A 22,949-nucleotide genomic window follows, 5' to 3' on the forward strand; every position below is an offset into this window, starting at 1 on the left:
ATGGATCTCCTCATCGAAGACCTGATTGCAGGAACTGGTCAAGGCCGGGGGCAGTGACCTGCACCTGTCCGCAGGCAATCCGCCCTACGGCCGTTTCAGCGGCCAGCTGCGGCCGATCATCCAGGACACCCAGCTCACCGAGGAGAGCTGCAACCGTCTGATCTTCTCCCTTCTCAACAACGCCCAGCGCAAGAACCTGGAGCAGAACTGGGAACTGGACTGCTCCTACGGCCTCAAGGGTGTGGCCCGGTTCCGGATCAACGTCTACCGCCAGCGGGGCACCTACGCGGCCTGTCTGCGGGCGCTCGGCAACACCATCCCCAGCCTCGAGAAGCTCGGCCTGCCCCCGATCGTCGAGGAGATCAGCAGCAAGCCCAAGGGGCTGGTCCTGGTCACCGGACCGACGGGCTCCGGCAAGACCACCACCCTGGCCGCGCTGATCGAGCACATCAACGCCACCCGTTCGGAGCACATTCTCACCATCGAGGATCCGATCGAGTTCACCTACAGGAACGACAAGTCGATCATTCACCAGCGGGAACTCAATGAAGACACCCGCAGCTTCTCGAACGCCCTGCGGGCGGCCCTGCGGGAAGATCCCGATGTGATCCTGGTGGGGGAACTGCGCGACCTGGAGACGATCCAGCTGGCGATCACCGCCGCCGAGACCGGCCACCTCGTCTTCGGCACCCTGCACACCAGTTCCGCCGGCCAGACCGTGGATCGCATGGTGGATGTGTTCCCCGCCGGCCAGCAGACCCAGATCCGGGTGCAGCTGAGCGGCAGCCTGCTGGCGGTCTTCTCCCAGACCCTCTGCAAGAGCGCCGAACCCACCGGCAATGGGGCCTTCGGCCGGGTGATGGCCCAGGAGATCATGATCAACACCCCCGCCATCGCCAACCTGATCCGGGAAGGGAAGAGCTCCCAGCTCTATTCCCAGATCCAGACCGGCGCCAGCCAGGGCATGCAGACCCTTGAGCGGGCACTCGCCAACCTGGTGGAGGAGGGCAGGGTCACCCGGGAGGAGGCGCTGCTGAAGACCACCAAACCCGAGGAGCTCGTCCGACTGCTCGATCGCTGAGGAACGCCATGACCGCCTTCGTCGTCACCTACACCACCAAGTCCGGCCAGCGGCGGGAGATGACGCTGAACGCCGACAGCCCCTCCGTCGCCCGGCGGGAGCTGCGCCGCCGCGGCATCCTGGCCAACACCCTGGTCCGCAAGGAGACCCCCAAGGTCCCCCAGGCCGCGGCCGCCAAGAAGACGCCCTCCTCCTTCAGCGGCCTGGCCGACCTGCTCGAAGGGCCGGTGAGCATCCGCGACAAGGCCCTGTTCGCCAACAAGCTCTCCGCCCTGGTGGATGCCGGCGTGCCGATCCTGCGCAGCCTCGACCTGATGCGGGTCCAGCAGCGCTCCAGCAAGATGCGCCTGGCCCTGGCCGGCATGACCCAGGACGTCAACCAGGGGGACAGCCTGGGCAACGCCATGCGGCGCTGGCCGAAGGTGTTCGACAACCTCAGCATCGCCCTGGTGGAGGCGGGTGAGGCCGGTGGCGTCCTGGACGACACCCTCAAGCGCCTGGCCAAGCTGCTGGAGGACAACGCCAAGCTCCAGAACCAGATCAAGGGGGCGATGAGCTATCCGGTCACGGTGCTGGTGATCGCCATCGCCGTGTTCCTGGGCATGACGATCTTCCTGATCCCCACCTTCTCGAGCGTCTTCGAACAGCTGGGGGCGGAATTACCCCTGTTCACCCAGATGATGCTGAATCTGAGTGAGTTCCTGCGCTCCTGGAAGGCCCTGATCCTGCTGGCGGGCCTGGTCGGCTTCGCCTTCTGGGTGGTGTCCACTTACAACACACCGATGGGCCGCCGCCAGATCGACGGCCTGCTGCTGAAGCTGCCCCTGTTCGGAGAACTGCTGCAGAAATCGGCCAGTGCCCAGTTCTGCCGCACCCTGAGTTCCCTCTCCAAGGCGGGAGTTCCGATCCTTCTTTCCCTGGAGATCGTGAGGGAAACGGCCACCAATTCGGTGATCTCCGATGCCATCATCTCCTCCAAAAATGAGGTGAGTGAGGGCATGCCTTTGAGCGCGGCTCTGCGGCTGAAGAACGTTTTTCCCGAGATGTGCGTCAACATGCTCGCCATCGGTGAGGAAACCGGCGAGATGGACGCCATGCTCTCCAAAGTGGCCGACTTCTACGAAGACGAGGTCAGCACGATGGTGAAGGCCATGACCTCCATGCTGGAGCCGGCGATGATCGTGCTGGTCGGCATCATCGTGGGATCGGTGCTGCTGGCCATGTATCTGCCGATGTTCTCGATCTACGAGCACGTGCGCTGAGCCGCCAGGGCCTGGCCCGCCAGCCAGCCCGAACTCCAGCAGTGCTGGAAGTTGAAGCCACCGGTCACCCCGTCCACGTCCAGCAGCTCCCCCACCAGGAACAGGCCCGGTCGCAGGCGGCTCTCCATCGTGGCCAGGTTGACCTCCGCCAGGGGGATGCCGCCGGCGGTGACGAACTCCTCGCCGAACGGGCCGCGGCCGGAGACCCTGTAACGGCTGTCCCGCAGGGCCGTGACCAGGGCCAGCTCATGGCGGCGGGGGAGATCGGCCCAGCGCAGGCTGGCGTCGACCCCGACCAGGGCCAGCAGGTGCAGCCAGAGGCGGCGGCTGAGGTCGGGCCAGGGCCGCCAGTTGCCGAGCTGACGCCGGGCCTGCTCGCGCCGCGCCGCGGCGAACCAGCCCTCCAGCTCCGCCGGCTTGCGGCCGCCGGTCCAGTCGACCCGGATCTCGGCCCGGTAGCGGCGCTCCCGCAGGGCCCTAGCGGCGAAGGCCGTGAGCCGCAGGGTGGCCGGCCCGCTGAGGCCCCAGTGGGTGATCAGCACGGGCCCCCGCTGCCGCTGGGGCTTGGTGGTGGCGGGAGGGCCGGTGGCGGTCGTGGCGGTGTCCGCCAGGGGCGTCAGCAGCAGCTCCAGCTGCACCGGGTCCATCGCCACCCCGGCCAGGGCCAGCAGGGGGTGGTCGGCCAGGGTGAGGGTGAACAGGGAGGGCACCGGCGCCACCAGGCCATGGCCCAGGGAGGCGGCGATGCGGTGGCCGCTCGGGTGGCTGCCCGTCGCCAGCACGAGGCGATCGGCGAGCAGCTCGGCCCCCGAGCGCAGCCGCAGCCGGAACCCCCCGCCGGGCAGGGCCTCCGCCGCCTGTCCCGCCTCCGCCGTGTGCACCGCCACCCCGGCGGCGGTCGCCGCCCGGCGCAGGGTGTCGATCACCGAGGAGGAACGGTTGGAGCGGGGGAACAGCCGGCCGTCTGGCTCCTCCACCAGCTGGAGGCCGTGGGCCTGGAACCAGGCCACCGTGTCGCCGGGGGCGAAGCGCGAGAAGGGGCCCCGCAGGGCCTTGCCGCCGCGCGGGTAGTGATCCACCAGCAGCCGCGGATCCCAGCAGGCGTGGGTGACGTTGCAGCGGCCGCCGCCGCTGATCAGCACCTTATGCAGCGGCTCGGGGGTGGACTCCAGCAGCAGCACCCCCCCGGACAGGTGGCCGGCGGCCGCTTCGGCGGCGGCAATGGCGGCCATGAAGCCCGCGGGGCCACCTCCCACCACCACCACGGAGGCACGGCTGGGCAGCATGGGGCGATGGAGCATAACTACCGCTTCAGTGTGGCGCCCATGCTGGACTGCACCGATCGGCACTTCCGGGTGCTGATGCGGCAGGTCAGCCGGCACTGCCTGCTCTACTCCGAAATGGTCGTGGCCCGGGCGCTGCACCACATCGCCCAGGACGGCTCCCCCTCCCGCATGGGGGAGCGGCAGCAGCGCCTGGAGCGGCTGCTGGGGTTCGATCCGGGCGAACACCCCCTGGCCCTGCAGCTCGGCGGCGACGACCCGGAGCTGCTGGCGGAGGCCGCCCGGATGGGGGCCGACTGGGGCTACGACGAGATCAACCTCAACGTCGGCTGCCCGAGCGAGAAGGTGCAGCAGGGCCGCTTCGGGGCCTGCCTGATGGCGGAGCCGGAGCGGGTGGCCCGCTGCGTGGCGGCGATGGCGGCGGCCACGCCCCTGCCGGTGACGGTGAAGCACCGCATCGGCATCGACGACCGGGACTCCTACGAGGAACTGCTGGCCTTCGTCGACAGCCTGGCGGCGGCCGGCGCCGCCCGCTTCGCCGTCCACGCCCGCAAGGCCTGGCTGAACGGCCTCGACCCGAAACAGAACCGCACCGTGCCCCCCCTGCGCTGGGACCTGGTGCACCGCCTCAAGCGGGAGCGGCCGCAGCTGACGATCGAACTGAACGGCGGCCTGGAGGACCTGGACCCCTGCCAGGAGCAGCTGACCCTGGTGGACGGGGTGATGGTGGGCCGGGCCGCCTACGCCCACCCCCTGCGCTGGGCGGGGGTGGACGGCCGCATCTTCGGAGACTCCGGCGGCTGGGAGCCGCGGGCCTCGACGGTGGTGCGGGGGGTGCTGCCCCACGCCGAACGCTGGTGCGCCTCGGGGGGACGGCTGTGGCCGATTGCCCGGCACCTGGTGCAGGTGGTGGAAGGGGTCAGCGGGGCGCGCGGCTGGCGCGGCTGGCTGACCCGGGAGGCCGGCCAGGCGGGCGCGGGACCCGCCGTGCTGGAGGCCGCCGCCCGCCAGCTGGAGGAACGGGGCCTGTAAGGCGGCTCAGACCTCGGCGCCGCCGTAGTCCCCGCCGCCGTACTCACCACCGCCACCACCGCTGCGGCGCCGACGGGAGCGGCCCGCCTCGAAGGCATCGGGGGCGGCACCGCCGCCACCAGCGCCACCGCCGCCGTAGCTGCGGTCTTCCCAGCCCTTGGCCCCGGAACCGCGGTCGGCGCCGTAGCCGCCGCCACCGCCGCCATAACCACCGCCATAGCCGCCGCCGCCACCACCGCCGTAGCCGCCACCGCCGCGGCGCGGACCGCCGCCACCACCGCCACCGCCGCCGCTGCGGGGTTCCGCCTTGTTGATGCGCAGGGGACGTCCCATCAGCTCGGCGCCCTGCAGGGCATCGATGGCCTTGGTCTCGGTGTCGGCATCGGCCATCTCGATGAAGGCGAAACCACGCTTGCGGCCGGTGTCGCGCTCCAGGGGCAGGGAGCAGTTGACCACTTCGCCGAAGGGAGCGAACAGTTCAGCCACGTCTTCCTGCTCGGCGCGGAAGGGAAGATTGCCGACGAAAATACTCACTGACCGATGAGGGGGAACCGATGGGGCGCGCGGGCGCCCGAGACCCCCCAAGATTAGACGTAGACACGCGATTCCAACGCCCGCCGGGGGAGCTCAGGGGGTGCGATCGAGGCGCTCCCGCGCCAGACGCAGCTGCTCGGCCACCCGCTCGAAGCCCGTGCCGCCCTCACTGCGGCGGGCCGCCACCACCTGCCGCGGGGCGATGGCCGCATGGATGTCCGCCTCGAAGGCAGGATGCAGCTCCTGCCAGCGCTCCAGGGGCAGATCGGCCAGCAGCCGCTGCTCCAGCAGGCAGGCCTTCACCAGCCCGCCCACCAGCTGGTAGGCCTCTCGGAAGGGCACACCCCGGGCCACCAGATAGTCGGCCACATCGGTGGCGTTGGAGTAGTCGGCGGCCACGGCGGCCTCCAGCCGGGCGGGGCGGAAGTCGAGCCCCTCCTCGAACAGCACGGCCATGGCCTCCAGGCAGTCGAGGCAGGTGCGCACCCCGTCGAAGAGGGCTTCCTTGTCCTCCTGGAAGTCCTTGTTGTAGGCGAGGGGCAGACCCTTGATCATCGTCAGCAGCCCCATCAGATGGCCGAAGACCCGGCCGCTCTTGCCGCGCACCAGTTCGGGCACATCGGGATTCTTCTTCTGGGGCATCAGGCTGCTGCCGGTGGCGCAGCGGTCGGTGAGCCCCACGAATCCGAACTCCTCGCTGGCCCAGAGGATCACCTCCTCCGCCAGGCGGCTCAGGTGGGCCATCACCAGGGACAGGGCCGCCATCGTCTCGACGGCGAAATCCCGGTCGCTCACCGCATCGAGGCTGTTGGCGTAGATCGCCTCGAAGCCCAGCTCGGCGGCGGTCTGGCGGCGGTCGATCGGCACCGGCGTCCCCGCCAGGGCCGCCGCCCCGAGGGGGCAGATGTTGACGCGGCGTCGCACGTCGGCCAGGCGCTGGCGGTCGCGCTCGGCCATCTCCACGTAGGCCAGCAGGTGGTGGGCCAGGCAGACCGGCTGGGCCCGCTGCAGGTGGGTGTAGCCGGGGATCAGGGTGTCGGGGTGGGCCTCGGCCCTCACCAGCAGGGCCCGCTCGAAGCGCACCAGGGCGGCGTCGATGGCATCGATGCGGCGCCGCAGCCAGAGGCGCAGGTCGGTGCCCACCTGGTCGTTGCGGCTGCGGCCGGTGTGCAGCTTCTTGCCCAGGGGGCCCAGCAACTCGATCAGGCGCCGTTCCACGGCGAAATGAACGTCCTCCGCCTCCAGGCCCGGCGTGAACTGCCCGGCGGCCGCCTCGGCCCGGATGGCTTCGAGCCCCTCGATCAGGCGCTCCGCCTCCGGCTCGCTGATCACCCCGCAGCGGCCCAGCATGCGGGCGTGGGCGACGGAGCCGTCGAGATCCTCCTGGAGCAGGGCGATGTCGAACCCGATCGAGGCGTTGAACCGCTCGATCGCCGGATGCAGACCCTGCTCGAAGCGATCGCTCCAGGTGGTGGGGGAGGGGTCGGCGACCATCAGGGCATTCCGCTCAGCCCCTCAGCTTGCCATTCGTCTCAGGTGGGGGGCAGGGTGGGCAGCACCACCCCGTCCCTCACCTTCAGCACCACCATCGAGGCATCGTCCTCGAGGCGGCGGTCGCTGCCGACGAAACGGTCGAGGCGCTCGAACAGTCGATCCAGGATCGCCTGGGCCTCGTGGGCGGCCCGGCAGGCGCCCTGGAAGGCCTTCACCAGCCGCTCCTCGTCGAAGCGCTCGCCGCTGAAGCCGCTGGCCTCGGTGACACCGTCGGTGTAGTACAGGATCACGTCGCCGGGCTCCAGCTGCAGCTCGCCGCAGCCGTACTCCGCCTCGCTCTGCAGGCCGATCAGCAGGCCGGGGGTGTCGAGCCGCTCCACCCGGCCCGACTGGCGCCGCCAGACCAGGGGCGGGTTATGGGCCGCATTGGCGTAGCGCAGCAGGCGGGTGCGGGGGTCGTAGTCGGAATAGAAGAGGGTGACGAAGCGGTGCGAATGGGCCAGGTCCTCCTGGGCCAGCTGGTTGAGGTCGTGGAGGATGCGGTCGGGCGGCAGTCCGCTGAGCACCTCGGCCCGCAGCATGCCCCGCAGCAGGGTCATCAGCAGGCCGGCCGGCACCCCCTTGCCCATCACATCGCCCATCACCAGGGCCCAGGGGGCCTGCTCGCGCCGGTGGCCGGTGAGCTGGGGCTGGGTGGGGATGAAGTCGTAGTAGTCGCCGCCCACCTGGAAGGCGGGGCGGCAGAGGGCCGCCAGCTCGACGCCGTCGATCACGGGGCAGTGGTCGGGCAGCAGCTGGGACTGGACCTCGGCGCCGATGCTCAGCTGGCGGTCGAGCCGCTCATGGCGACGCCGGTCCTGCTGCAGCACCTCGTTCTCCAGGGCCACACCGGTGAGGTCGGCCACCAGCTGCAGGTGCCGGCGGCGCACGTCGCTCCAGCTGTAGCCGCGGCGGTCGCTGAACACGTAGAGCCGGCCGCGCTGGCGACTGCGGGCCACCACGGAGGTGGCGAACACCTGGTGGGCGCCGAGCAGGCGCTGGATCAGGGGGTCAAGCAGCACCGCGACGGCCTCGTCGCCCTCCTGGTTCTGAAGCTGCCCATCGGGCAGGGCGGCCAGCTGGCGCAGCACCTCGGCGCTTCGCTCGCCGGGGGTGGCCTGGAGCTGCTCGCGCCAGAGGCGGCCATCGGCGTGGAACACCACGAGCAGGCTGCCCTCCCCCTCCACCAGGCGCGCGGCCACCAGGGGCACCAGCTCGAGGAAGCGCTTGAGGTTGGTGTAGCTGCGCAGGGCGAAGGAGAGGGACGCCAGCAGCTCCAGGTTGCGGCGCTGCTCCCGGCCGAGGCTGTCGAGCAGCTGGCGCAGCGAAGCTGCGACGGACAGCCCCTGACCGGGACGGGACGCCGTGGTGGGGGTGGGATGGGGCTGCGGAGGCGGCAGGCTGCTCACCGAGCGGCCGCAAAGGACACGCAAGGTAGCAGCGGCAGGCGGCTCAAGGAGGCGGGCAGGGCCTCAGGAGGCGAGCAGGGCCTCGACGAACTCGAAGCTGTTGAAGGGCCGCAGGTCGCGGATGCCCTCACCGGCACCGATGAAGCGGATCGGCAGACCCGCCTCGGAAGCCACCGCCAGGGCGACGCCGCCGCGGGCGCTGCCGTCCAGCTTGGTGAGCACCACTCCGGTGAGACCGGCGGCACTGGCGAAGGCCATGGCCTGGCGCAGGCCGTTCTGGCCCTGGCTGGCGTCGAGCACCAGCAGCGATTCCACCGCCGCCTCCGGCGCCAGCTTGGTGATCGTGCGCCGCACCTTGCCCAGTTCCTCCATCAGGTTGTGCTTGGTCTGCAGCCGGCCGGCCGTGTCCACCAGCACCAGTTCGGTGCCCTTGGAGCGGGCGGCGCCGATGGCGTCGTAGACGACGGCCGAAGGATCGGCGTTGGCACTGGGATTGGCGACCACGGCCACGCCGCTGCGCTCCCCCCAGACGCTCACCTGCTGCACCGCGGCAGCCCGGAAGGTGTCGGCGGCGGCGATCAGGCAGCTGTAGCCGCTGCGCACCGCCAGGTTGGCCAGCTTGCCGAGGGTGGTGGTCTTGCCGACCCCGTTCACCCCCACCAGCAGCCAGACGTTGAGCCGATCGCGCTGGGGGGCCAGCAGGGCCGTGCCGCCGGCGCGGATCGGCTCCTCCAGCAGGCCGCGCAGCTGCTCCTTGAGGAAGCGGAGGCCTTCGGCCGGGTCGACCACCTCCTCGTTGAGGCGGCGGCGCAGGGCTTCCAGCACCTGGTCGGTGGCCTTCACACCCACGTCGGCGCGCAGCAGGGTGGACTCGAGGTCGTCGAGCACCGCCGGGGTGAGGGGGTCATCGCCCAGGTTCTCCAGCAGCTGGGTGACAAAACCCTTGCGGGTCTTCTCGAGGCCGCGCCGCAGCCGGCCCAGCCAGTCGATCTCCTCCAGCGAGACGTCTTCAACGCTGCGTCCCTGGGCCGCCAGCACCTCCGCCGACCAGGTGAAGGTGTCATCGAAGGCGCCGAGGCTGGGGTCGGCCCCATCGGCGTCCGCTGCCGCGGGGGTGGCCGCAGGGGTGGCCGGTGTGGCGGCGACCGGAGGCGCGGCCGGGGTGGGGGCGGTGATCTCCTGGAGGCGTTGCTGGCGTTGTGCGGCGGCCTGCTCCAGCAGGGAGAGGCCGGTCGCCACGGCCGGGGCGGCGGGTGCGGGCGCCGGTTCGGGTTCGGGTTCGGGTTGGGTGGCCGCTGGCGGCTCGGGAGCGGCTTCGGGAGCGGGTGATGGCTCGGCTGCCGGAGGCGCTGTGGCCTGGGTGGCCGCCTCCTGCTGGGCCTTCAGCCGGGCGTAGGCCTGGCGGGCCCAGGCCAGGGCGTCCTCGTCGACCCCCGGGCCAGCGGGGGCGGCGGGGGCGGGAGCAGCAGCAGGCGCAGCAGCGGCGACAGCCGGCGCAGCCTCAGACGGGGGCACGGCCACCGGGGCCGCGACTTCGGGCACGGCCTGAGCCACAGCGCCCTCAGGCTCTTGCGGGGACTCGCGCTCCGGCTCCGGCGAGGGCGCAGGTGTGGGTACGGGTGTCGGTGCGGCGGCGGGCGCCGGGGCGGGCTGGGCCAGGGCCCGTTTGAACCAATCGAAGACCATCGCGTTCCTGATCAGACCCGGGCGGCGGTGAAGCGCCGCAGCACGCCGTTGATCATGCGTCGCCCCTGCTCGTCGCTGTAGCGGTTGGCCAGCTCCACCGCCTCATTGCAGGCCACGGCGGCGGGGGTGCCGAAATCCTCCAGATCCACCACCGCCAGCCGCAGGATGTCCCGGTCGACCCGGGGCAGGCGGGTGAGGCGCCAGCCCTCCATCACCGCATCGATGCGGCCGTCAAGGGCTTCGCGGTCGCGCAGCACCGCCCGGATGCGGCCGATGGCGTCGCGCTGCACCGCCTCCTGGTCGGCCAGCAGCAGCAGGCGCGGCAGCTCCAGGCTGGCGGAGAGGCGGTTGAGGGCATGCTCGGCGTGGGTGAGGCCCTCCTGCAGGTGGCGCCGCACCGTCGGCAACTGCTTCTCCCCCTGGTCCTGCAGCTCGCTGTCGAGCAGCCGCTGCTGGGCCTGCTGGAGATCCTCGGCGGAACGGTCGAGGGCCTCGCGCACGTGCTGGCTGAGGCTGGTGACGGCCTGCTGCAGCAGCAGATCGAAGGAGCCGGAGGGGGCCTCGGCGCCGCTGCCGCGGTCGCTGACCTGACCCAGCATCAGCAGGGCCAGTTCACGGGCAAGGGTGCGACTCTGCATCAGGAGGGTTGGGGGGCGCGCAGCTGGGCCAGCAGGCTGGCGAAGCTGCGGTTGGAGGTGGGTTCCCGCTCGTCGGGGCTGACGATGCCGGCGGAGATGATCGTGCGGAAGGCATCCTCGACGCTCAGCTCGATGTCCTTGACCAGGCGCTCGGGCACCACCGCATACCAACCGGTGGTGGGGTTGGGGGCGGTGGGAATGAAGACGCTGAGCATGGTCTCGCCGAAATCGGCCTGGATGGCCGTGCCCAGCACCCCGGTGACGAAGCCGACGGCATAGAGCCCCTCGCGGGGGTATTCGACCAGCACCACCCGCCGGAAGCGGGCGGAATTGCCCTGGAGGAAGGTTTCCAGCAGCTGCTTGAGGGTCTTGTAGACGGAGCCCGCCAGGGGGATGCGCAGCAGGGTGCCTTCCCCGAACTCCAGGAGCCAGCGGCCCACGATGTTGCGGGCCATCAGACCGATCAACAGGATGCCGAGGAGCGGCACCAGCAGCCCCACGCCCAGGTTGATCAGGTCCTGGAGGAGGGGGTTGAGGGTGTTGAACGGGTTGAACTGCTTGGGGATCGACGTCAGGAAGGCCAGAACGAAGCGGCTCACCGTGGTGGCAAGCCAGATCGTGGTGGCCAGCGGAATGACCACCAGCAGACCGGCGATCAGATCGTTCTTGAGATCCTGCTGCAGCCTGTTGCCCAGGGGCTGATCGGAACTGGGACTACTGGATGGGACCAATGGATGGGGTCCGAAGGGGCGAAACCCTAACGGTAACGATCCACGGGGGTCTTACAGGACACTGCCGAGGCAAAGGATCGTGAAGGCGATGATCAGGACCACCGCGCCGAGGGATCCGCCGTAGCGGCGCTGGCTCAGGGTGACCTTGCTGGTCTGCTCGGTCTGCTTGAACTGGGTCTCGAGCTGGTCGAGCTGGCGATCGACGAAAGCCCGTGCCGACTGGGTCTTCTGCTCCTCGGTGGCGCCCGGGGGCACCTGGCCGGTGGCTTCGGCCTGCTTGATCAGCTGCTGGAGCAGGGCGGGATCCTTGCTCTGCTGGCGGGCCATCTCCAGCTGGCCGCGCTTGGCGGCGAGCTGCTGGTCGGCCTGCTGCTGCATCTGCTGGTCACCGCCGAAGGCGATCGGCAGCGAAGCGGTCAGCAGCACGGCCAGCAGACCGCTGATGATGCAGACGGTCCAGAGGACGGGGGTGCGCTCCTCCGACGGGTCTTCCAGGCGGGAGGAGAGGTACATGAGCAGCAGCCCGATCAGACCCATCGGGGCCTGGCCGATCAGTCGCTCCACCACCAGCTGGCGGAAGGCTTCCTCCTGCCAGTCCCAGAGGGTGAGCACGGCGACCAGCTGCAGGACGAGCAGCACCACCAGGGTGATGCCCATCCAGCGCAGCAGGGGACTGAAGCGGGAGGAGGAAACGGCAGCCACTCAATGGAGGTCGGATTCTTGGGACTCTACCGGCAGCCCTTGAGCACGCCTTCCTCCCTTAACGCAGTGGCGGCGGCACTGCGGGCCAGGGCCGAGGGGCTCGGCTTCGCACCGGTGGGCCTGGCGGCGGTGCCGGGGGGCCCGCGACTGCCGCTGCGCACGGCCGCCCTGGAGCGGTGGCTGGCGGCGGGCCACCAGGCGGGGATGGGCTGGATGGAGGATCCCCGCCGCCGCCGGATCGAGGCGCTTCTGCCGGGGGTCCGCAGCATCCTTGCCGTGGGCTGGAACTACCACGTGGCCCGGGAGCGGGCGCCGGGCAGCCTGCGGGTGGCCCGCTACGGCTGGGGCCGCGATTACCACCGGGTGATCGACGGCCGCCTGCGGCAGCTGGGGCGCTGGCTGGAGGAGGTCGCACCGGGCACCACCTGGCGCGCCTGCGTCGACAGCGCCCCCCTGCTCGACAAGGCCTGGGCGGAGGAGGCGGGCCTGGGCTGGATCGGCAAGAACGGCAACCTGATCCATCGCCGCCGGGGCTCCTGGATGCTGCTGGGCCACCTGCTCACCAGCCTCGATCTGCCCCCCGACCGCCCGGCTGAGCCCCTGTGCGGCGCCTGCACGGCCTGCATCGACGCCTGCCCCACCGGCGCCCTCGACGAGCCGTTCGTGGTGGATGCCCGCCGCTGCCTCGCGTACCACACGATCGAGAACCGCGACGCGGTGCTGCCGGCGGCGATCGCCGGGCGGCTGGAGGGCTGGGTGGCCGGCTGCGATATCTGCCAGGAGGTCTGCCCCTGGAACCAGCGGCCCCTGCCCGTCGCCACCGACAGCGACGTGCAGCCGCGCCCGTGGCTGCTGGATCTGCGCGGCGCGGAGGCCCTGGGCTGGAGCGACGGCGACTGGGACGAACGGCTGCGGGCCTCGGCCCTGCGGCGGATCCGCCCGGCCATGTGGCGGCGCAACATCCGGGCGGCGCTGACGGGCAGTTGGGGACAACGGGGGACGGCTCCCTAGGCTGGTGAGATTCGGGGTGATTCCGTGGGCCGGCGGTTCTGGCGACTGTTCTCCTCCCTCTGCCTGGCCATGCCGCTGACGGCCACTCCCCTGGTGGGCTACGCCCTGCCGGCACGGGCGCTGGTGCCGTTCGTGTATCTGCCGCAGGAGAAGGAACTGGAGGGGGCGGGGCTGGGCATCGCCCAGGCGGCGGCGCGGCTGCTGCGCCTCGGCCAGGCGGAGGATGCGGCCCGGCTGGCGGAACTGACGGTGCGGCTGCTGCCGCAGGACCCCCGCGGCTGGGTGCTGCTGGCGGAGGCGGAGCTGCGCAGCAACCAGATGGAGAAGGCCAAGGTGGCCCTGGCCCGGGCCAAGGAGCTGGATCCGAACAACGCCGGCATCTGGTTCGCCGAGGGCTCCCTGGCCCTGCGGGACGGCAAGCCCCAGGACGCCATCGGCTTGCTGCGGCGGGGGCTGGAGCTGGACGGCAAGAACGCCGGTGCCTACTTCGACCTGGGCAATGCCCAGATCCTGCTGGGCAACACCCAGGAGGCCCTGGGGTCGTTCGAGCGGGCGTCGGGTCTGCGCAAGGACTTCTGGGAAGCGATCAACAACCAGGGGCTGGTGCTGTACGAGAGCGGCCGCGTCAACGACGCCATCGGCCGCTGGCAGCGGGTGCTGAAGATCAAGCCGGACATCGCCGAAACCTCCCTGGCCCTGGCGGCGGCCCTGTTCGAGCGCGGGCCGGCGGAGCGGGCCCAGGCCCTGAAGCTGGCCGAGACCGCCCTGGCGGAGGAGCCCAACTACGTCAAGGAGAAGTTCCAGAAGGAGCAGCTCTGGGGGCCCAAGCTGCGGGCGGTGACCGCCCAGCTGCTCGCCCTGCCGGAACTGAAGGCGGCGGTGGAGCGGGCCCTGGCCAATGCCACCGACGGGGACGGGGTCAGCAGCGAGGAGCCCTGAGCCCGGGGGGCTCCGGGCGCCATCTGTAGGCTGAGCGCCCTGAGCCGCTGCCCCAAAGGACCGGATGCCGGACGAGCGCGTCCAACCGATCGCCCTGCATCAGGAGATGCAGCGCTCCTACCTCGAGTACGCGATGAGCGTGATCGTGGGGCGGGCCCTGCCGGACGTGCGCGACGGGCTCAAGCCGGTGCAGCGGCGCATCCTCTATGCGATGCACGAGCTGGGGCTGACCCCGGACCGGCCCTACCGCAAGTGCGCCCGTGTGGTGGGCGACGTGCTGGGCAAGTACCACCCCCACGGCGACCAGGCCGTCTACGACGCCCTGGTGCGGCTGGTGCAGACCTTCGCCAGCCGCCACCCGCTGCTGGACGGCCACGGCAACTTCGGCTCGGTGGACGACGACCCGCCGGCCGCGATGCGGTACACGGAAACCCGGCTGGCGCCGATCGCCAACGAGGCGATGCTCGATGAGATCGGCAGCGACACGGTCGATTTCGCCTCCAACTTCGACGGCTCCCAACAGGAGCCGACGGTGCTGCCGGCCCAGCTGCCCTTCCTGCTGCTCAACGGCTGCACCGGCATCGCCGTGGGCATGGCCACCAGCATTCCGCCCCACAACCTGGGGGAGGTGGTCGATGCCCTGATCGCCCTGATCCGCAAACCCGACCTGGCGGAGGAGAAGCTGCTGGCGATGGTGCCGGGCCCGGATTTCCCCACCGGCGGCGAGGTGCTGCTGGGCAGCGGTGTGCGCGACACCTACGCCACCGGCCGGGGCAGCATCCCGATGCGGGGCGTGGCCCACATCGAGGAGGTGCAGCCCGGCAAGGGCCGCCACCGGCGCGGCGCCGTGGTGGTGACGGAGCTGCCGTACCAGCTGAGCAAGGCGGGCTGGATCGAGAAGCTGGCCGAGCAGGTGAACGACGGCAAGATCGGCGGCATCGCCGACATCCGCGACGAGAGCGACCGCGAGGGGATGCGGGTGGTGATCGAGCTGCGGCGCGACGCCGAACCCCAGAAGGTGCTGGAGGAGCTGCAGCGGCGCACGGCCCTGCAGAGCAATTTCGGCGCCATCCTGCTGACGCTGGTGAACGGCCAGCCCCAGCAGCTGAACCTGCGCCAGATGCTGCAGCAGTTCCTGGAATACCGGGAGCTGACGATCATCCGTCGCACCAACCATGCCCTCAAGCGCTGCGAAGACCGGCTGGAGGTGGTGCAGGGGCTGATCAGGGCCCTCGACGACCTCAAGCGCGTGATCGAGATGATCAGCGAGGCGCGGGATGCCGCCACGGCCCGGGCCAGCCTGCAGGTGCACCTGGATCTGAGCGAACGCCAGGCCGATGCGGTGCTGGCCATGCCCCTGCGGCGGCTCACGGGCCTGGAGCAGGAGGGGCTGCGCAAGGAGGCGGAGGATCTGGAGCAGGAGCGCACCCGGCTGCGGCACCTGCTCGACGACCGCAGCACCCTGCTCGACACGATGGTGACCGAGCTCAAGGGGCTCAGGAAGCGCTACGCCACCCCCCGCCGCACCCGGCTGGTGGAGGGGGGCGACGCCCTCGTGGCCCAGCGGGCGGCGGCGGTGCGGCCCAACACCGAACTGCAGCGCCAGCAGGCCTTCGAGGCCCTGGCCGGCGACGGCCGGCTGCTGATCCAGACCGACGGGGCGGTGCGGATCGTGACGCCCCAGATGCTGGGCCGGCTGCATCTGGATCAGGCGGCCGAGCTGGGGGAACTGCCGCCGCCGGCGCGGCTGATCCTGCCGGTGGCCGAGCAGCCCGCGTTGCTGGCCTTCAGCGCCAGCGGCAAGGTGGCCCTGCTGCGCTGGGAATTCGCCGGCCAGAACCCCGGCAAGCTGGAGCGCTTCCTGCCCGACAGCCTGCAGGGGGAGACGGTGGTGCAGGTGCTGCCCTTGCCGCAGCCGCCGTCGGGAAGCATCGGGCTGCTGAGCACCGATGGACGCTTCAAGCGGCTGCCGATCGAGGATTTCCTGGAGCTGTCGGGCCGGCCCGCCACCGTCCTGAAGCTGAAGGAGGGGGTGGCCCTGCAGCGGGTCGTGCCCTGCCGGGAGGGGGAGGATCTGGTGGTGGCCACCAGCACGGGACGGATGCTGCGGCTGGCGATCAACGACACCAACCTGCCGGTGATGGGCCGCACCGCCCAGGGGCCGATGCTGCTGCGGCTGCTCCCCGGCGAACGGGTGGTGGGGGCGGCGCGGGCGGCGGCAGGCGGCGACGTGCTGCTGGCCAGCCGCCGGGGCCAGGTGAAGCGGCTCCAGATCGAGAGCCTGCGGCCCTGCCAGCGCGGCGCCATGGGCCAGATCGGCCTGCGCTTCCTGGAGCGCGACGACGCCCTGGTGGACCTGCAGGCGGGCGACGCCGGCGTGTTCGGCGTGACCCTGGAGGGCCCCGAGGGCCGCAGCCTGCGGCTGGGCGCCGACCAGCTGGCAGCGGAGGACTGCGGCGGGTCAGGCGTGGCGCTGGAGCTGAAGGCCGGCGATGCCGTGCGGGAGCTGGTGCCGCTGCTCGGGGGGGCCTAGGCCAGCCGCCAGACGATCAGCACGGGCTCGCTGGCCGTGGCGGCAATGCTGCCTTCACGCCCCCAGTTCGATCCGCATCTCGACCATGGTGGGGCGCAGTCCGGCACGCTCGAACAGGTGCCGGGCGGCGAGATTCTGCGACGACGCACTGAGCATGAGGCTGCTGGAGCCCAGGTCGAGGGCCGCCTGCTTGGCCGCCTCGAGGAGCCGGCGGCCGATCCCGCCGCTCCTGGCCTGGGGATCCACGTAGATGTCGTGAAGCCAGGCTCCGGCACCGCGTATGTCGACCAGGCTCATCGGCTCCATCCGCACGAAGGCGTAGCCCACGGGCTGGGGGCCGGCCTCGGCGATCAGCAGCACGACCTCCGGACGCTGGAGCTCCTCTCGGAAGAACGCGGCATAGGCGCCCTCGCCACCGGGCGGCGCGGCGAAGCGGTCCCCATCAAATCCGACATGCAGCTGGGCGAGGGCGAAGCCATAGCGGGCCAGGACCGCCAGGTCGGCGCCTGTCGCTCGGCGCACCGTCAGGGACGGCTCGGTCACGGAAGCTCACCACAACGCCAGCCAACGTGGCACACCTCGGTGATCAGGGGCCACCGCCGGGGTGCGGCGAAGCAGGGCGCCGTCAGCCGGCCACCGGGGTGCAGAGTTCGATGAGGGTTCCGTCAGGGGCGCGGACGTAGGAGACCGTCTGGCCCCAGGGCTTGGCCAGGGGAGCCGCGAGCTCCGTGGCGCCCTCCTGCAGAGCGCGGAGGTGCGCGGCGGCCACATCGTCCGTCACCAGGGCGATCTCGACACCCAGGGGTTGGCGGGAGGCATCGGCCCGGACAAGGCCGCCGGGGACATTCCCATCCCCGAGCGCGTGGGCGGCGAAGGCCAGGGTCGTCTCCCCCGTGTCCAGCTCGCCGTAAGTGCCCGACTCATGCAGAAACCGACGCCTCAGACCAAAGGCGGCCTCGAAGAAGGCCAGCGAGCGGGCCACATTCGGGACATAGACGATCGTGTAGCCGAACTTCATGGCCAGCGGAGCTGTTCAGACAGGCGTGGAATCCAGGGCACGGGACAGGGCGTCCAGGAACCTGTCTCCCCAGAGACCGCTCAGAAGCCCCGAGGCGACGACCACAAGAGCGGCCAACAGGATCGCGGTGGGGCCCGAATCCTGGGCCAGACCAGCCGAGAAGGGAACCAGGGTGATCAGGGCGCCCATCACGGCCACCGTTGTATCAAGGAAGGGCTGCGCTCACAGCGAAGATCCCGCGGGCCTCTTCACTGAGCTTTTGTCGGAGCCTAGGGGTGGCTGGCCGGCGGCGGTGTTCCGGCGGCATGCAACGCCAGGATGTCGGCGATGGCCCGGTTCAACGGGGTCGGCACCCCATGGAGCTGTCCCAGTGCCACCACGGCTCCCGAGAGCCAGCGGACTTCCAGGGGATGGCCGCGCTCGAGATCGTGGTGCATGGAGGCGGTGATGTCAGGGGCGATCACGTCGAGCTGCTCAAGGGCCACCTCCGCCTCCTGCTCGGCCAGATCCACGCCGTGGGCACGGCCGACCGCCACCACTTCGCGCAACACATCCAGCAGGAAGGCGCGCGTCTGCGGGTTTTCTCGGATCGCACCGATGGGCTTGCGGATCGTGGTGGTGGTGCCGGAGAGCCCCACCAGAAACACGAACTTCCGCCAGGTGGCGCGCAGGATGTCGCCGGAGAGCTCGGTGTCGATGCCACCGGCGAGGCAAGCCTGCAGCAGCTCCTCAGCCCGGGGAGAGCGGGATCCGTCGAACTCACCGAACACCAGCTTCTGCATGGGGCCCGTGCGGCGGATCACGCCAGGCCGCTCAATCGTCGCGGCGATATAACTGACGCCACCCATGATCCGGGAAGGCCCAAAGGCCTCCCGCAGGTCCTGGTCCGTCAGAACGCCATTCTGGAACGAGAGGATCGTGGTGCCTGGCCCGACCAGGGGGCGGATCTGCCGCAGGGCAGCCTCGGTATCCCAGAGCTTGACGCAGAGCAGCACGACATCGACGGTGCCGATCTCATGCGGATCGTCCGTGGCGCTGACCCTGGCGATATGGAACGGATCGGGGCCCTCGATCCGCAGGCCATCGCTCCGGATGGCCTCAAGGTGGGCACCGCGGGCGATGAGGTGCACATCGGCCCCTCCTTTGCACAGACGGGCACCGAAATAGCCACCCAGTCCGCCCGCACCCATGACAGCCAGACGCATGGTCAGCCACTCCCCCCAGCGATTCTGTGGGTCCAGTCTGACAAGGGGAAGGGCTCCTGCCTCTCCGCAGCAGCCCGAGACGACGGTTAGGGGATGGGTTTCTCACAGAGGAAACTGGTGCGATAGCCGGAAAGGTCAAATTGATGCATTGTTTCGGATACGGCGTAGGACCCATCAAACGTGGTCCCCAGGCCAGAGATCTGCAATCTGACCCCTGCTCTGAGCAGCGGGGAGCCATCCACAATGCCAGTGGCTTGGATACGGTTCCTTCCTAAAGCGAGCTGGGGATGAAATTCACGAAGCTCAGCGCCATAGGACAGGGAGAAACTGGCAGAGGCCATGTCCAGACGAGGCTGGGCTCCGCGCACCGTGATGGTCAGGGTGGGGTTGGCGCCGCTGGGAAAGGATGGGGCCAGTCTGATGATTTTTCCAGAGGACAAGAGGATGCCACCAAACTGCAGAGTTGCGGTGGCGCCCAATGCGATCCTGTCGCTTCCCTGTTGGACTCCGACATACTTAATGCCCATGGCGCCAGTGGCTCCGACAGCTCCCCAGTTGATGACAGAGACATCGAACTGCTTGCAGCGTTTCAGATTCTCACAGAAGTGAACGGAAACAAGATCCGGAGTGATGTCGATTTCTGGTTCAACCACCATCGATGGCTGCGATGAACCGAGTGGCAGGGTGAGGCTGGTCGGCATGCTTTGACGTCCGTTGGTGAAGTTGATTGTCGACTGGTTCTAGATCTTCTGGGCAATGTGATAGGCGGAAAGATAGGAGAGTTGTACGGCGCCATCCGCCTTCTCCAGAATGCAGTGCCTGAGCCCAGCCAACAAGGCGTGCCTCGTGCTGTGATCAAGCTTCAGGTACGAGGAGTATGTCGTGAGCAGGGATAGGTAGCGATCAGCCGTATAGGTCAAGGAGGTTTCAACTGTGACTGTCAACAGGTTTCGGAACCTACCGGAGTCAAGCACCATCTGGCCGAACCCGTTCAGAATAACTTGCTGTGTTGACCTGTCCTCGTATCGGCCAAGAGACGGGGCCTCATGATGATAGACATCAGAAAGCACCGCCTGCATGGACTCGCTGGGCTGCGGTTCTTTGTTCCACAAAAGAATGAGATAGCCATCCGTTTTGAGTGCACGGCTAGCCTTGGCATAGCCAATCTCGGCGGGAATCCAATGCATGGAGTTTGCCGCCACAACCGCATCAAAGGATTCGGGCTCTAGATCCCATTCTTCAAAAGACCTATTGATCACTTCTACCCATGGATAGGATTTGCAATTCGCCGTAGCCATCTCATAAAAGTCTGGATTCGGCTCAATGCACACCATGCGGCAGCCGAGCTCTGCCAAGGAAACGGTTGCAGTTCCAGGGCCACACCCAACTTCAAGAAGTCTGGATGACCGAGACAGCTTGGCTGCGTTGACGGCCTTCTCCATCAATTCGGCAGGGTATCCAGGCCTCGTGCCATGGTAGGCCTGTGCGGCGGGGGAATACCAACTCCTCCTTTGTTCAAGAGGCTTGCTTGAAATTCCTTGAAGTGCCTGCTTCAGCTTTTCATACTCCATCATCGATCCCCAGTTGGATGCAGAAGAGGCTTGACTGATGAATGCTTCACGCACCAAGTCAGCCTAACTCGTGATCGGCAGGTTACGGGAACCCAGCCGCTGCACGATCAGACCGCCAACACGGGCCACGGCGTTGGACAATCCGTGGCTCGCGATCACAGAGTCGACGCCGATGGGAAAGCCTCCGTGGCTATGCATTGGAGTGATGGAAGGCCTCTGGCAATACGACATAGTGACTCTGTACGAATCCAAACGAATAGGCTTTGGATGACAACAGGCGCAGATCCATGTCCGCCGGTAGGTCCCCAAACAGCCTGATCCCTGAGCCCAGCAGAACCGGGATCACCGTGATCGTGAGGTCGGTGATCAGCCCGGCGCGGAGGAAGGCTTGAATCGTTCGGCCTCCGTGAATGTAGAGATGGTGGTGGCCTGCTTCAGCGGCTCTATGCACGACATCGGTGGGCGCGGCGTTCAGCAAGTGGACGGACTTCGGGACTCCGGCAGGAAGACGGGTGATGGACGCGCTCAAGACATAGACCGGCGTGCTGCCGTAGGGCCAATCGGGAAAGCTGAGCACCTTTTCAAAGGTGGCACGACCCATGACGATCGCATCCACCGACGTCATGAAGTCAGCGTAGCCACAGTCTTCCCCAGCAGGCACGGCGGCGTTCGCACTCTCAAGCCAATCGATGGCGCCGTCCGGTCGCGCGATGAATCCGTCCAGACTGGTGGCAATGAAGACCGAAAGCCTGGACATACAGCTGGTTAACGCCTCGAGTTGACGCGCGGCATACTCTGTCGGATCGGCAAGCTCCCGCTTCCTGCCACCAAAGGATGCATACAGTTCACGGTGCCTGGCAAGGCCGTATTCATCGGAGCGCTCTTCATAGGCGCGAACCCACTGGATCAGATGGTCGAGATTCGCATCCTGCTCCTGGGGCGAGCCGAATTTATCGGGCTCCCAGGGCCTTGAGCGGCAGTGGGCGATACAGGCCTCGACCCCAGGGTTGAGAAAGATGAGTTCATCGCCATGGGTCAACAGGGGCTCAACAATGTCCGCGTAGCAACCTTCGATGATCCAGCTTTCCTGCCCTGAGATCCAACGCAGGACGTCATCGATGCTGTCCTGAAGGGGACGTCGCTCCGCTCCTCCCTGGAAAGCCACTTGATCCAGGGACAACAGGGCGGCAGGCTGGTGGGCCATCAGGTGCCTGGCCAGGGTGCTCTTGCCAGCCCCGGCGTTGCCAAGAATGATGACTTTCATCGCCTCAATCACCACGTGGAGCAGATGTTTGATCGTGAGCAGAGAAATGAGGTATCTGGGTTGAAGTTGCTGACGCGCCACACATTCCCATCCAGGCGGCACCTCCATGTGCCATTGCGGTGGTGATAAAGTTATCCACACGCTGCCGACTTTCGCAATCGAGGGATAGAATAGCCTCGGTGACAGCGCTTGGATCTGCCACTTGCTTGGGCGTGAACTGCTGCAGGCTCGTTCCCAGATGCATCAGCTTATGGTGACCTCTGCATCCACTGTTCGATCAGGCGAACAGCCACTGACGTTCCATCCTCCGCCCGAATCTGCTCACCGAGAGCGGCTGATTGAGCGCGCATCGGCTCATCGCTGATGGCAGTCTCGATGGCCCTGCTCAGTCGTTCCACCGTGAGCTGTCGCCGAGGTACCGACCTGGGACCGACGCCCAGGTCGCTGACACGCCTGGCCCAGAAGCTCTGATCACCCATCACGGGGGTCACGATGGAGGGGACCCCAGCCGACAACGCCGCGGCCGTGGTCCCGGCGCCGCCGTGGTGGACGATGGCCGCCATGCGGGGGAACAGCCAGGCGTGCGGGATTGACCCGACCATGAACACGGAGTCAGGGAGATCGTTCGTCTTCAGCCCTCCCCAGCCTGTGGAGAGAACGCCGCGCTGGTTGGTCCGCCGCAGAGCCTCCAGCACCATGTCAGCCGTCGCCTCCGGGTTCTTGCTTCCCATGCTTCCGAAGCCGATATAGACGGGCGGTGGGCCCGCCTCCAGGAACGCGACAAGCTCGGCCGGCGGACGCCACTCCGCTGAGGGCTCAAGAAACCAGTAGCCCGTGACATGGTTCTGCGGCGGCCAATCGCGCGGCACAGGGATCACGTGCTGGCTGTATCCGTACAGGCTCAGTGCATCCGCGCCTTCCATCGCAGCAAACGGACCCCAGAAACCCGACGGCTCGAGGCCCAGGACCTGCTCCCGTACGGCGACATCCGCCGATCGGCTCGGCTGCCACAGCAGCTGCTGGGTGATGCGATGGGAAGGGGCGTTCGCCCAGGTTGTGAGGGGTGTCTGGGGAACTGGCGTGAGCACACCGGGAAGCTCGCCCGTTGGCGCAAACGGATACAGGTAGGCCGGCATAAAGGGAACAGCTAGCTTCTCTGCGAGCGCGTAGGCGACGAACAGTCCGCCCAGGCCACTCACGATCCCATCAGATCCTTCGCACGCTGACAGACCTGTCGTCGCCGCCTGGACGGCCACCCGTTCGGCCGAAGCACCCATGGCCGCCATGATCTTCAGCACATTCCCCGCTTCCAGGAGGTCGTGCATCTCGTTGGCGATGGCCTCGGTGCTCACCCCCGTGTCGCAGAACTCCAACCCATGGGCACGGACGAGGTCAGCGAAGTCGCTGGATGTGACAACACGAACGGCATGGCCTGCCCGCCTGAGACCCACACCAAGGGCAACGTGCGGCTGCACGTCACCACGACTACCCAGCGCAATGATGGCGATTCGCAAAGG

Annotated in this window: 21 protein-coding genes and 1 pseudogene; 6 read left to right on the top strand and 16 right to left on the bottom strand. The window is 68.7% G+C overall.

Features of this window, described 5'->3' with window-relative positions; translation table 11 throughout:
- Both KUG38_RS04820 and KUG38_RS04825 read left to right on the top strand, forming a co-directional pair.
- Positions 1–1,081, top strand: a pseudogene (locus KUG38_RS04820) (type IV pilus twitching motility protein PilT).
- An 8-nt stretch (positions 1,082–1,089) separates the two neighbouring features.
- Positions 1,090–2,343 carry a type II secretion system F family protein gene (locus KUG38_RS04825; protein ID WP_216919475.1) on the top strand — a complete coding sequence of 418 codons (1,254 nt, stop codon included), beginning with the start codon at positions 1,090–1,092 and terminating at the stop codon, positions 2,341–2,343.
- Here the strand turns inward: KUG38_RS04825 and KUG38_RS04830 are convergent.
- The gene (locus KUG38_RS04830) at positions 2,325–3,629 is read right to left on the bottom strand and encodes a BaiN/RdsA family NAD(P)/FAD-dependent oxidoreductase (RefSeq protein ID WP_216919477.1); all 1,305 of its coding nucleotides are present in this window, start codon (positions 3,627–3,629) and stop codon (positions 2,325–2,327) included. The two genes, KUG38_RS04825 and KUG38_RS04830, sit on opposite strands and share 19 nt — an antisense overlap.
- 6 nt (positions 3,630–3,635) lie before the next feature.
- On the opposite strand from KUG38_RS04830, the gene dusA reads away from it, so the two are divergent.
- Complete coding sequence (gene dusA / locus KUG38_RS04835) at positions 3,636–4,658, top strand: tRNA dihydrouridine(20/20a) synthase DusA (RefSeq protein ID WP_216919479.1); 1,023 nt, start codon at positions 3,636–3,638, stop codon at positions 4,656–4,658.
- 6 nt (positions 4,659–4,664) lie between these two features.
- On the opposite strand, the gene KUG38_RS04840 is transcribed toward dusA, so the two are convergent.
- The 7 genes from KUG38_RS04840 to KUG38_RS04870 all read right to left on the bottom strand — a co-directional run bounded on the left by KUG38_RS04840 (position 4,665) and on the right by KUG38_RS04870 (position 11,891).
- A complete protein-coding gene (locus KUG38_RS04840; protein WP_216919481.1) occupies positions 4,665–5,192 on the bottom strand; it encodes an RNA recognition motif domain-containing protein in 528 nt (175 codons plus the stop codon).
- Positions 5,193–5,285: 93 nt separating this feature from the next.
- Positions 5,286–6,686 carry an argininosuccinate lyase gene (gene argH / locus KUG38_RS04845; protein WP_216919482.1) on the bottom strand — a complete coding sequence of 467 codons (1,401 nt, stop codon included), beginning with the start codon at positions 6,684–6,686 and terminating at the stop codon, positions 5,286–5,288.
- A 38-nt stretch (positions 6,687–6,724) separates the two neighbouring features.
- Positions 6,725–8,134, bottom strand: coding sequence for a PP2C family protein-serine/threonine phosphatase (locus tag KUG38_RS04850; RefSeq protein WP_502988680.1), 1,410 nt, complete (start codon positions 8,132–8,134; stop codon positions 6,725–6,727).
- 63 nt (positions 8,135–8,197) lie between these two features.
- Complete coding sequence (gene ftsY / locus KUG38_RS04855) at positions 8,198–9,820, bottom strand: signal recognition particle-docking protein FtsY (protein ID WP_216919484.1); 1,623 nt, start codon at positions 9,818–9,820, stop codon at positions 8,198–8,200.
- An 11-nt stretch (positions 9,821–9,831) separates the two neighbouring features.
- Positions 9,832–10,458, bottom strand: coding sequence for a transcription antitermination factor NusB (gene nusB, locus KUG38_RS04860; protein ID WP_094586340.1), 627 nt, complete (start codon positions 10,456–10,458; stop codon positions 9,832–9,834).
- Positions 10,458–11,189 carry a DUF502 domain-containing protein gene (locus KUG38_RS04865; RefSeq protein ID WP_015109897.1) on the bottom strand — a complete coding sequence of 244 codons (732 nt, stop codon included), beginning with the start codon at positions 11,187–11,189 and terminating at the stop codon, positions 10,458–10,460. The genes nusB and KUG38_RS04865 overlap by 1 nt, the downstream gene beginning before the upstream one ends.
- A 51-nt stretch (positions 11,190–11,240) precedes the next feature.
- Positions 11,241–11,891: an HpsJ family protein gene (locus KUG38_RS04870; protein ID WP_216919486.1), complete on the bottom strand. Its 651-nt coding sequence runs from the start codon at positions 11,889–11,891 to the stop codon at positions 11,241–11,243.
- A 39-nt stretch (positions 11,892–11,930) separates the two neighbouring features.
- Between KUG38_RS04870 and queG the strand changes: the two genes are divergently transcribed.
- The 3 genes from queG to KUG38_RS04885 all read left to right on the top strand — a co-directional run bounded on the left by queG (position 11,931) and on the right by KUG38_RS04885 (position 16,374).
- A complete protein-coding gene (queG, locus tag KUG38_RS04875; protein ID WP_216919488.1) occupies positions 11,931–12,902 on the top strand; it encodes a tRNA epoxyqueuosine(34) reductase QueG in 972 nt (323 codons plus the stop codon).
- A gap of 24 nt (positions 12,903–12,926) precedes the next feature.
- The gene (locus tag KUG38_RS04880) at positions 12,927–13,841 is read left to right on the top strand and encodes a tetratricopeptide repeat protein (RefSeq protein ID WP_216919490.1); all 915 of its coding nucleotides are present in this window, start codon (positions 12,927–12,929) and stop codon (positions 13,839–13,841) included.
- Between the two features lie 64 nt (positions 13,842–13,905).
- A complete protein-coding gene (locus KUG38_RS04885) occupies positions 13,906–16,374 on the top strand; it encodes a DNA gyrase/topoisomerase IV subunit A (protein WP_216919492.1) in 2,469 nt (822 codons plus the stop codon).
- Positions 16,375–16,428: 54 nt separating this feature from the next.
- Here the strand turns inward: KUG38_RS04885 and KUG38_RS04890 are convergent, their stop codons facing one another.
- The 8 genes from KUG38_RS04890 to KUG38_RS04925 form a co-directional block, all read right to left on the bottom strand.
- A complete protein-coding gene (locus tag KUG38_RS04890) occupies positions 16,429–16,917 on the bottom strand; it encodes a GNAT family N-acetyltransferase (protein ID WP_216919494.1) in 489 nt (162 codons plus the stop codon).
- Positions 16,918–16,999: 82 nt separating this feature from the next.
- The gene (locus KUG38_RS04895) at positions 17,000–17,392 is read right to left on the bottom strand and encodes a VOC family protein (protein ID WP_216919496.1); all 393 of its coding nucleotides are present in this window, start codon (positions 17,390–17,392) and stop codon (positions 17,000–17,002) included.
- A 15-nt stretch (positions 17,393–17,407) separates the two neighbouring features.
- Positions 17,408–17,581 carry a hypothetical protein gene (locus KUG38_RS04900; protein WP_216919498.1) on the bottom strand — a complete coding sequence of 58 codons (174 nt, stop codon included), beginning with the start codon at positions 17,579–17,581 and terminating at the stop codon, positions 17,408–17,410.
- 80 nt (positions 17,582–17,661) lie between these two features.
- The gene (locus KUG38_RS04905) at positions 17,662–18,597 is read right to left on the bottom strand and encodes a ketopantoate reductase family protein (RefSeq protein WP_216919500.1); all 936 of its coding nucleotides are present in this window, start codon (positions 18,595–18,597) and stop codon (positions 17,662–17,664) included.
- A gap of 86 nt (positions 18,598–18,683) precedes the next feature.
- The gene (locus KUG38_RS04910; protein ID WP_216919503.1) at positions 18,684–19,298 is read right to left on the bottom strand and encodes a hypothetical protein; all 615 of its coding nucleotides are present in this window, start codon (positions 19,296–19,298) and stop codon (positions 18,684–18,686) included.
- A 39-nt stretch (positions 19,299–19,337) separates the two neighbouring features.
- On the bottom strand, positions 19,338–20,222 hold the full coding sequence (locus tag KUG38_RS04915) for a class I SAM-dependent methyltransferase (protein WP_353617715.1): 885 nt from the start codon (positions 20,220–20,222) through the stop codon (positions 19,338–19,340).
- Positions 20,223–20,358: 136 nt separating this feature from the next.
- Positions 20,359–21,540: a dihydrofolate reductase family protein gene (locus tag KUG38_RS16880; protein WP_286195635.1), complete on the bottom strand. Its 1,182-nt coding sequence runs from the start codon at positions 21,538–21,540 to the stop codon at positions 20,359–20,361.
- 140 nt (positions 21,541–21,680) lie between these two features.
- Positions 21,681–22,946 (bottom strand): glycosyltransferase, encoded by a 1,266-nt coding sequence (locus tag KUG38_RS04925; RefSeq protein WP_216919505.1) that lies wholly within the window; start codon positions 22,944–22,946, stop codon positions 21,681–21,683.
- Positions 22,947–22,949: the final 3 nt, after the last annotated feature.

This window comes from Synechococcus sp. CCAP 1479/9 (genome assembly GCF_019038535.1).
In the GTDB taxonomy this organism is placed as follows: domain Bacteria; phylum Cyanobacteriota; class Cyanobacteriia; order PCC-6307; family Cyanobiaceae; genus Cyanobium.

What these genes read in the sequence shown, in the direction of transcription:
- KUG38_RS04825 (WP_216919475.1), top strand. Translation starts at nt 1,090, where the DNA reads ATGACCGCCTTCGTCGTCACCTACACCACCAAGTCCGGCCAGCGGCGG.
- KUG38_RS04830 (WP_216919477.1), bottom strand. Translation starts at nt 3,629, where the DNA reads ATGCTGCCCAGCCGTGCCTCCGTGGTGGTGGTGGGAGGTGGCCCCGCG.
- dusA (WP_216919479.1), top strand. Translation starts at nt 3,636, where the DNA reads ATGGAGCATAACTACCGCTTCAGTGTGGCGCCCATGCTGGACTGCACC.
- argH (WP_216919482.1), bottom strand. Translation starts at nt 6,686, where the DNA reads ATGGTCGCCGACCCCTCCCCCACCACCTGGAGCGATCGCTTCGAGCAG.
- ftsY (WP_216919484.1), bottom strand. Translation starts at nt 9,820, where the DNA reads ATGGTCTTCGATTGGTTCAAACGGGCCCTGGCCCAGCCCGCCCCGGCG.
- nusB (WP_094586340.1), bottom strand. Translation starts at nt 10,458, where the DNA reads ATGCAGAGTCGCACCCTTGCCCGTGAACTGGCCCTGCTGATGCTGGGT.
- KUG38_RS04885 (WP_216919492.1), top strand. Translation starts at nt 13,906, where the DNA reads ATGCCGGACGAGCGCGTCCAACCGATCGCCCTGCATCAGGAGATGCAG.
- KUG38_RS04895 (WP_216919496.1), bottom strand. Translation starts at nt 17,392, where the DNA reads ATGAAGTTCGGCTACACGATCGTCTATGTCCCGAATGTGGCCCGCTCG.
- KUG38_RS04900 (WP_216919498.1), bottom strand. Translation starts at nt 17,581, where the DNA reads ATGGGCGCCCTGATCACCCTGGTTCCCTTCTCGGCTGGTCTGGCCCAG.
- KUG38_RS04905 (WP_216919500.1), bottom strand. Translation starts at nt 18,597, where the DNA reads ATGCGTCTGGCTGTCATGGGTGCGGGCGGACTGGGTGGCTATTTCGGT.
- KUG38_RS04910 (WP_216919503.1), bottom strand. Translation starts at nt 19,298, where the DNA reads ATGCCGACCAGCCTCACCCTGCCACTCGGTTCATCGCAGCCATCGATG.
- KUG38_RS16880 (WP_286195635.1), bottom strand. Translation starts at nt 21,540, where the DNA reads ATGGAGGTGCCGCCTGGATGGGAATGTGTGGCGCGTCAGCAACTTCAA.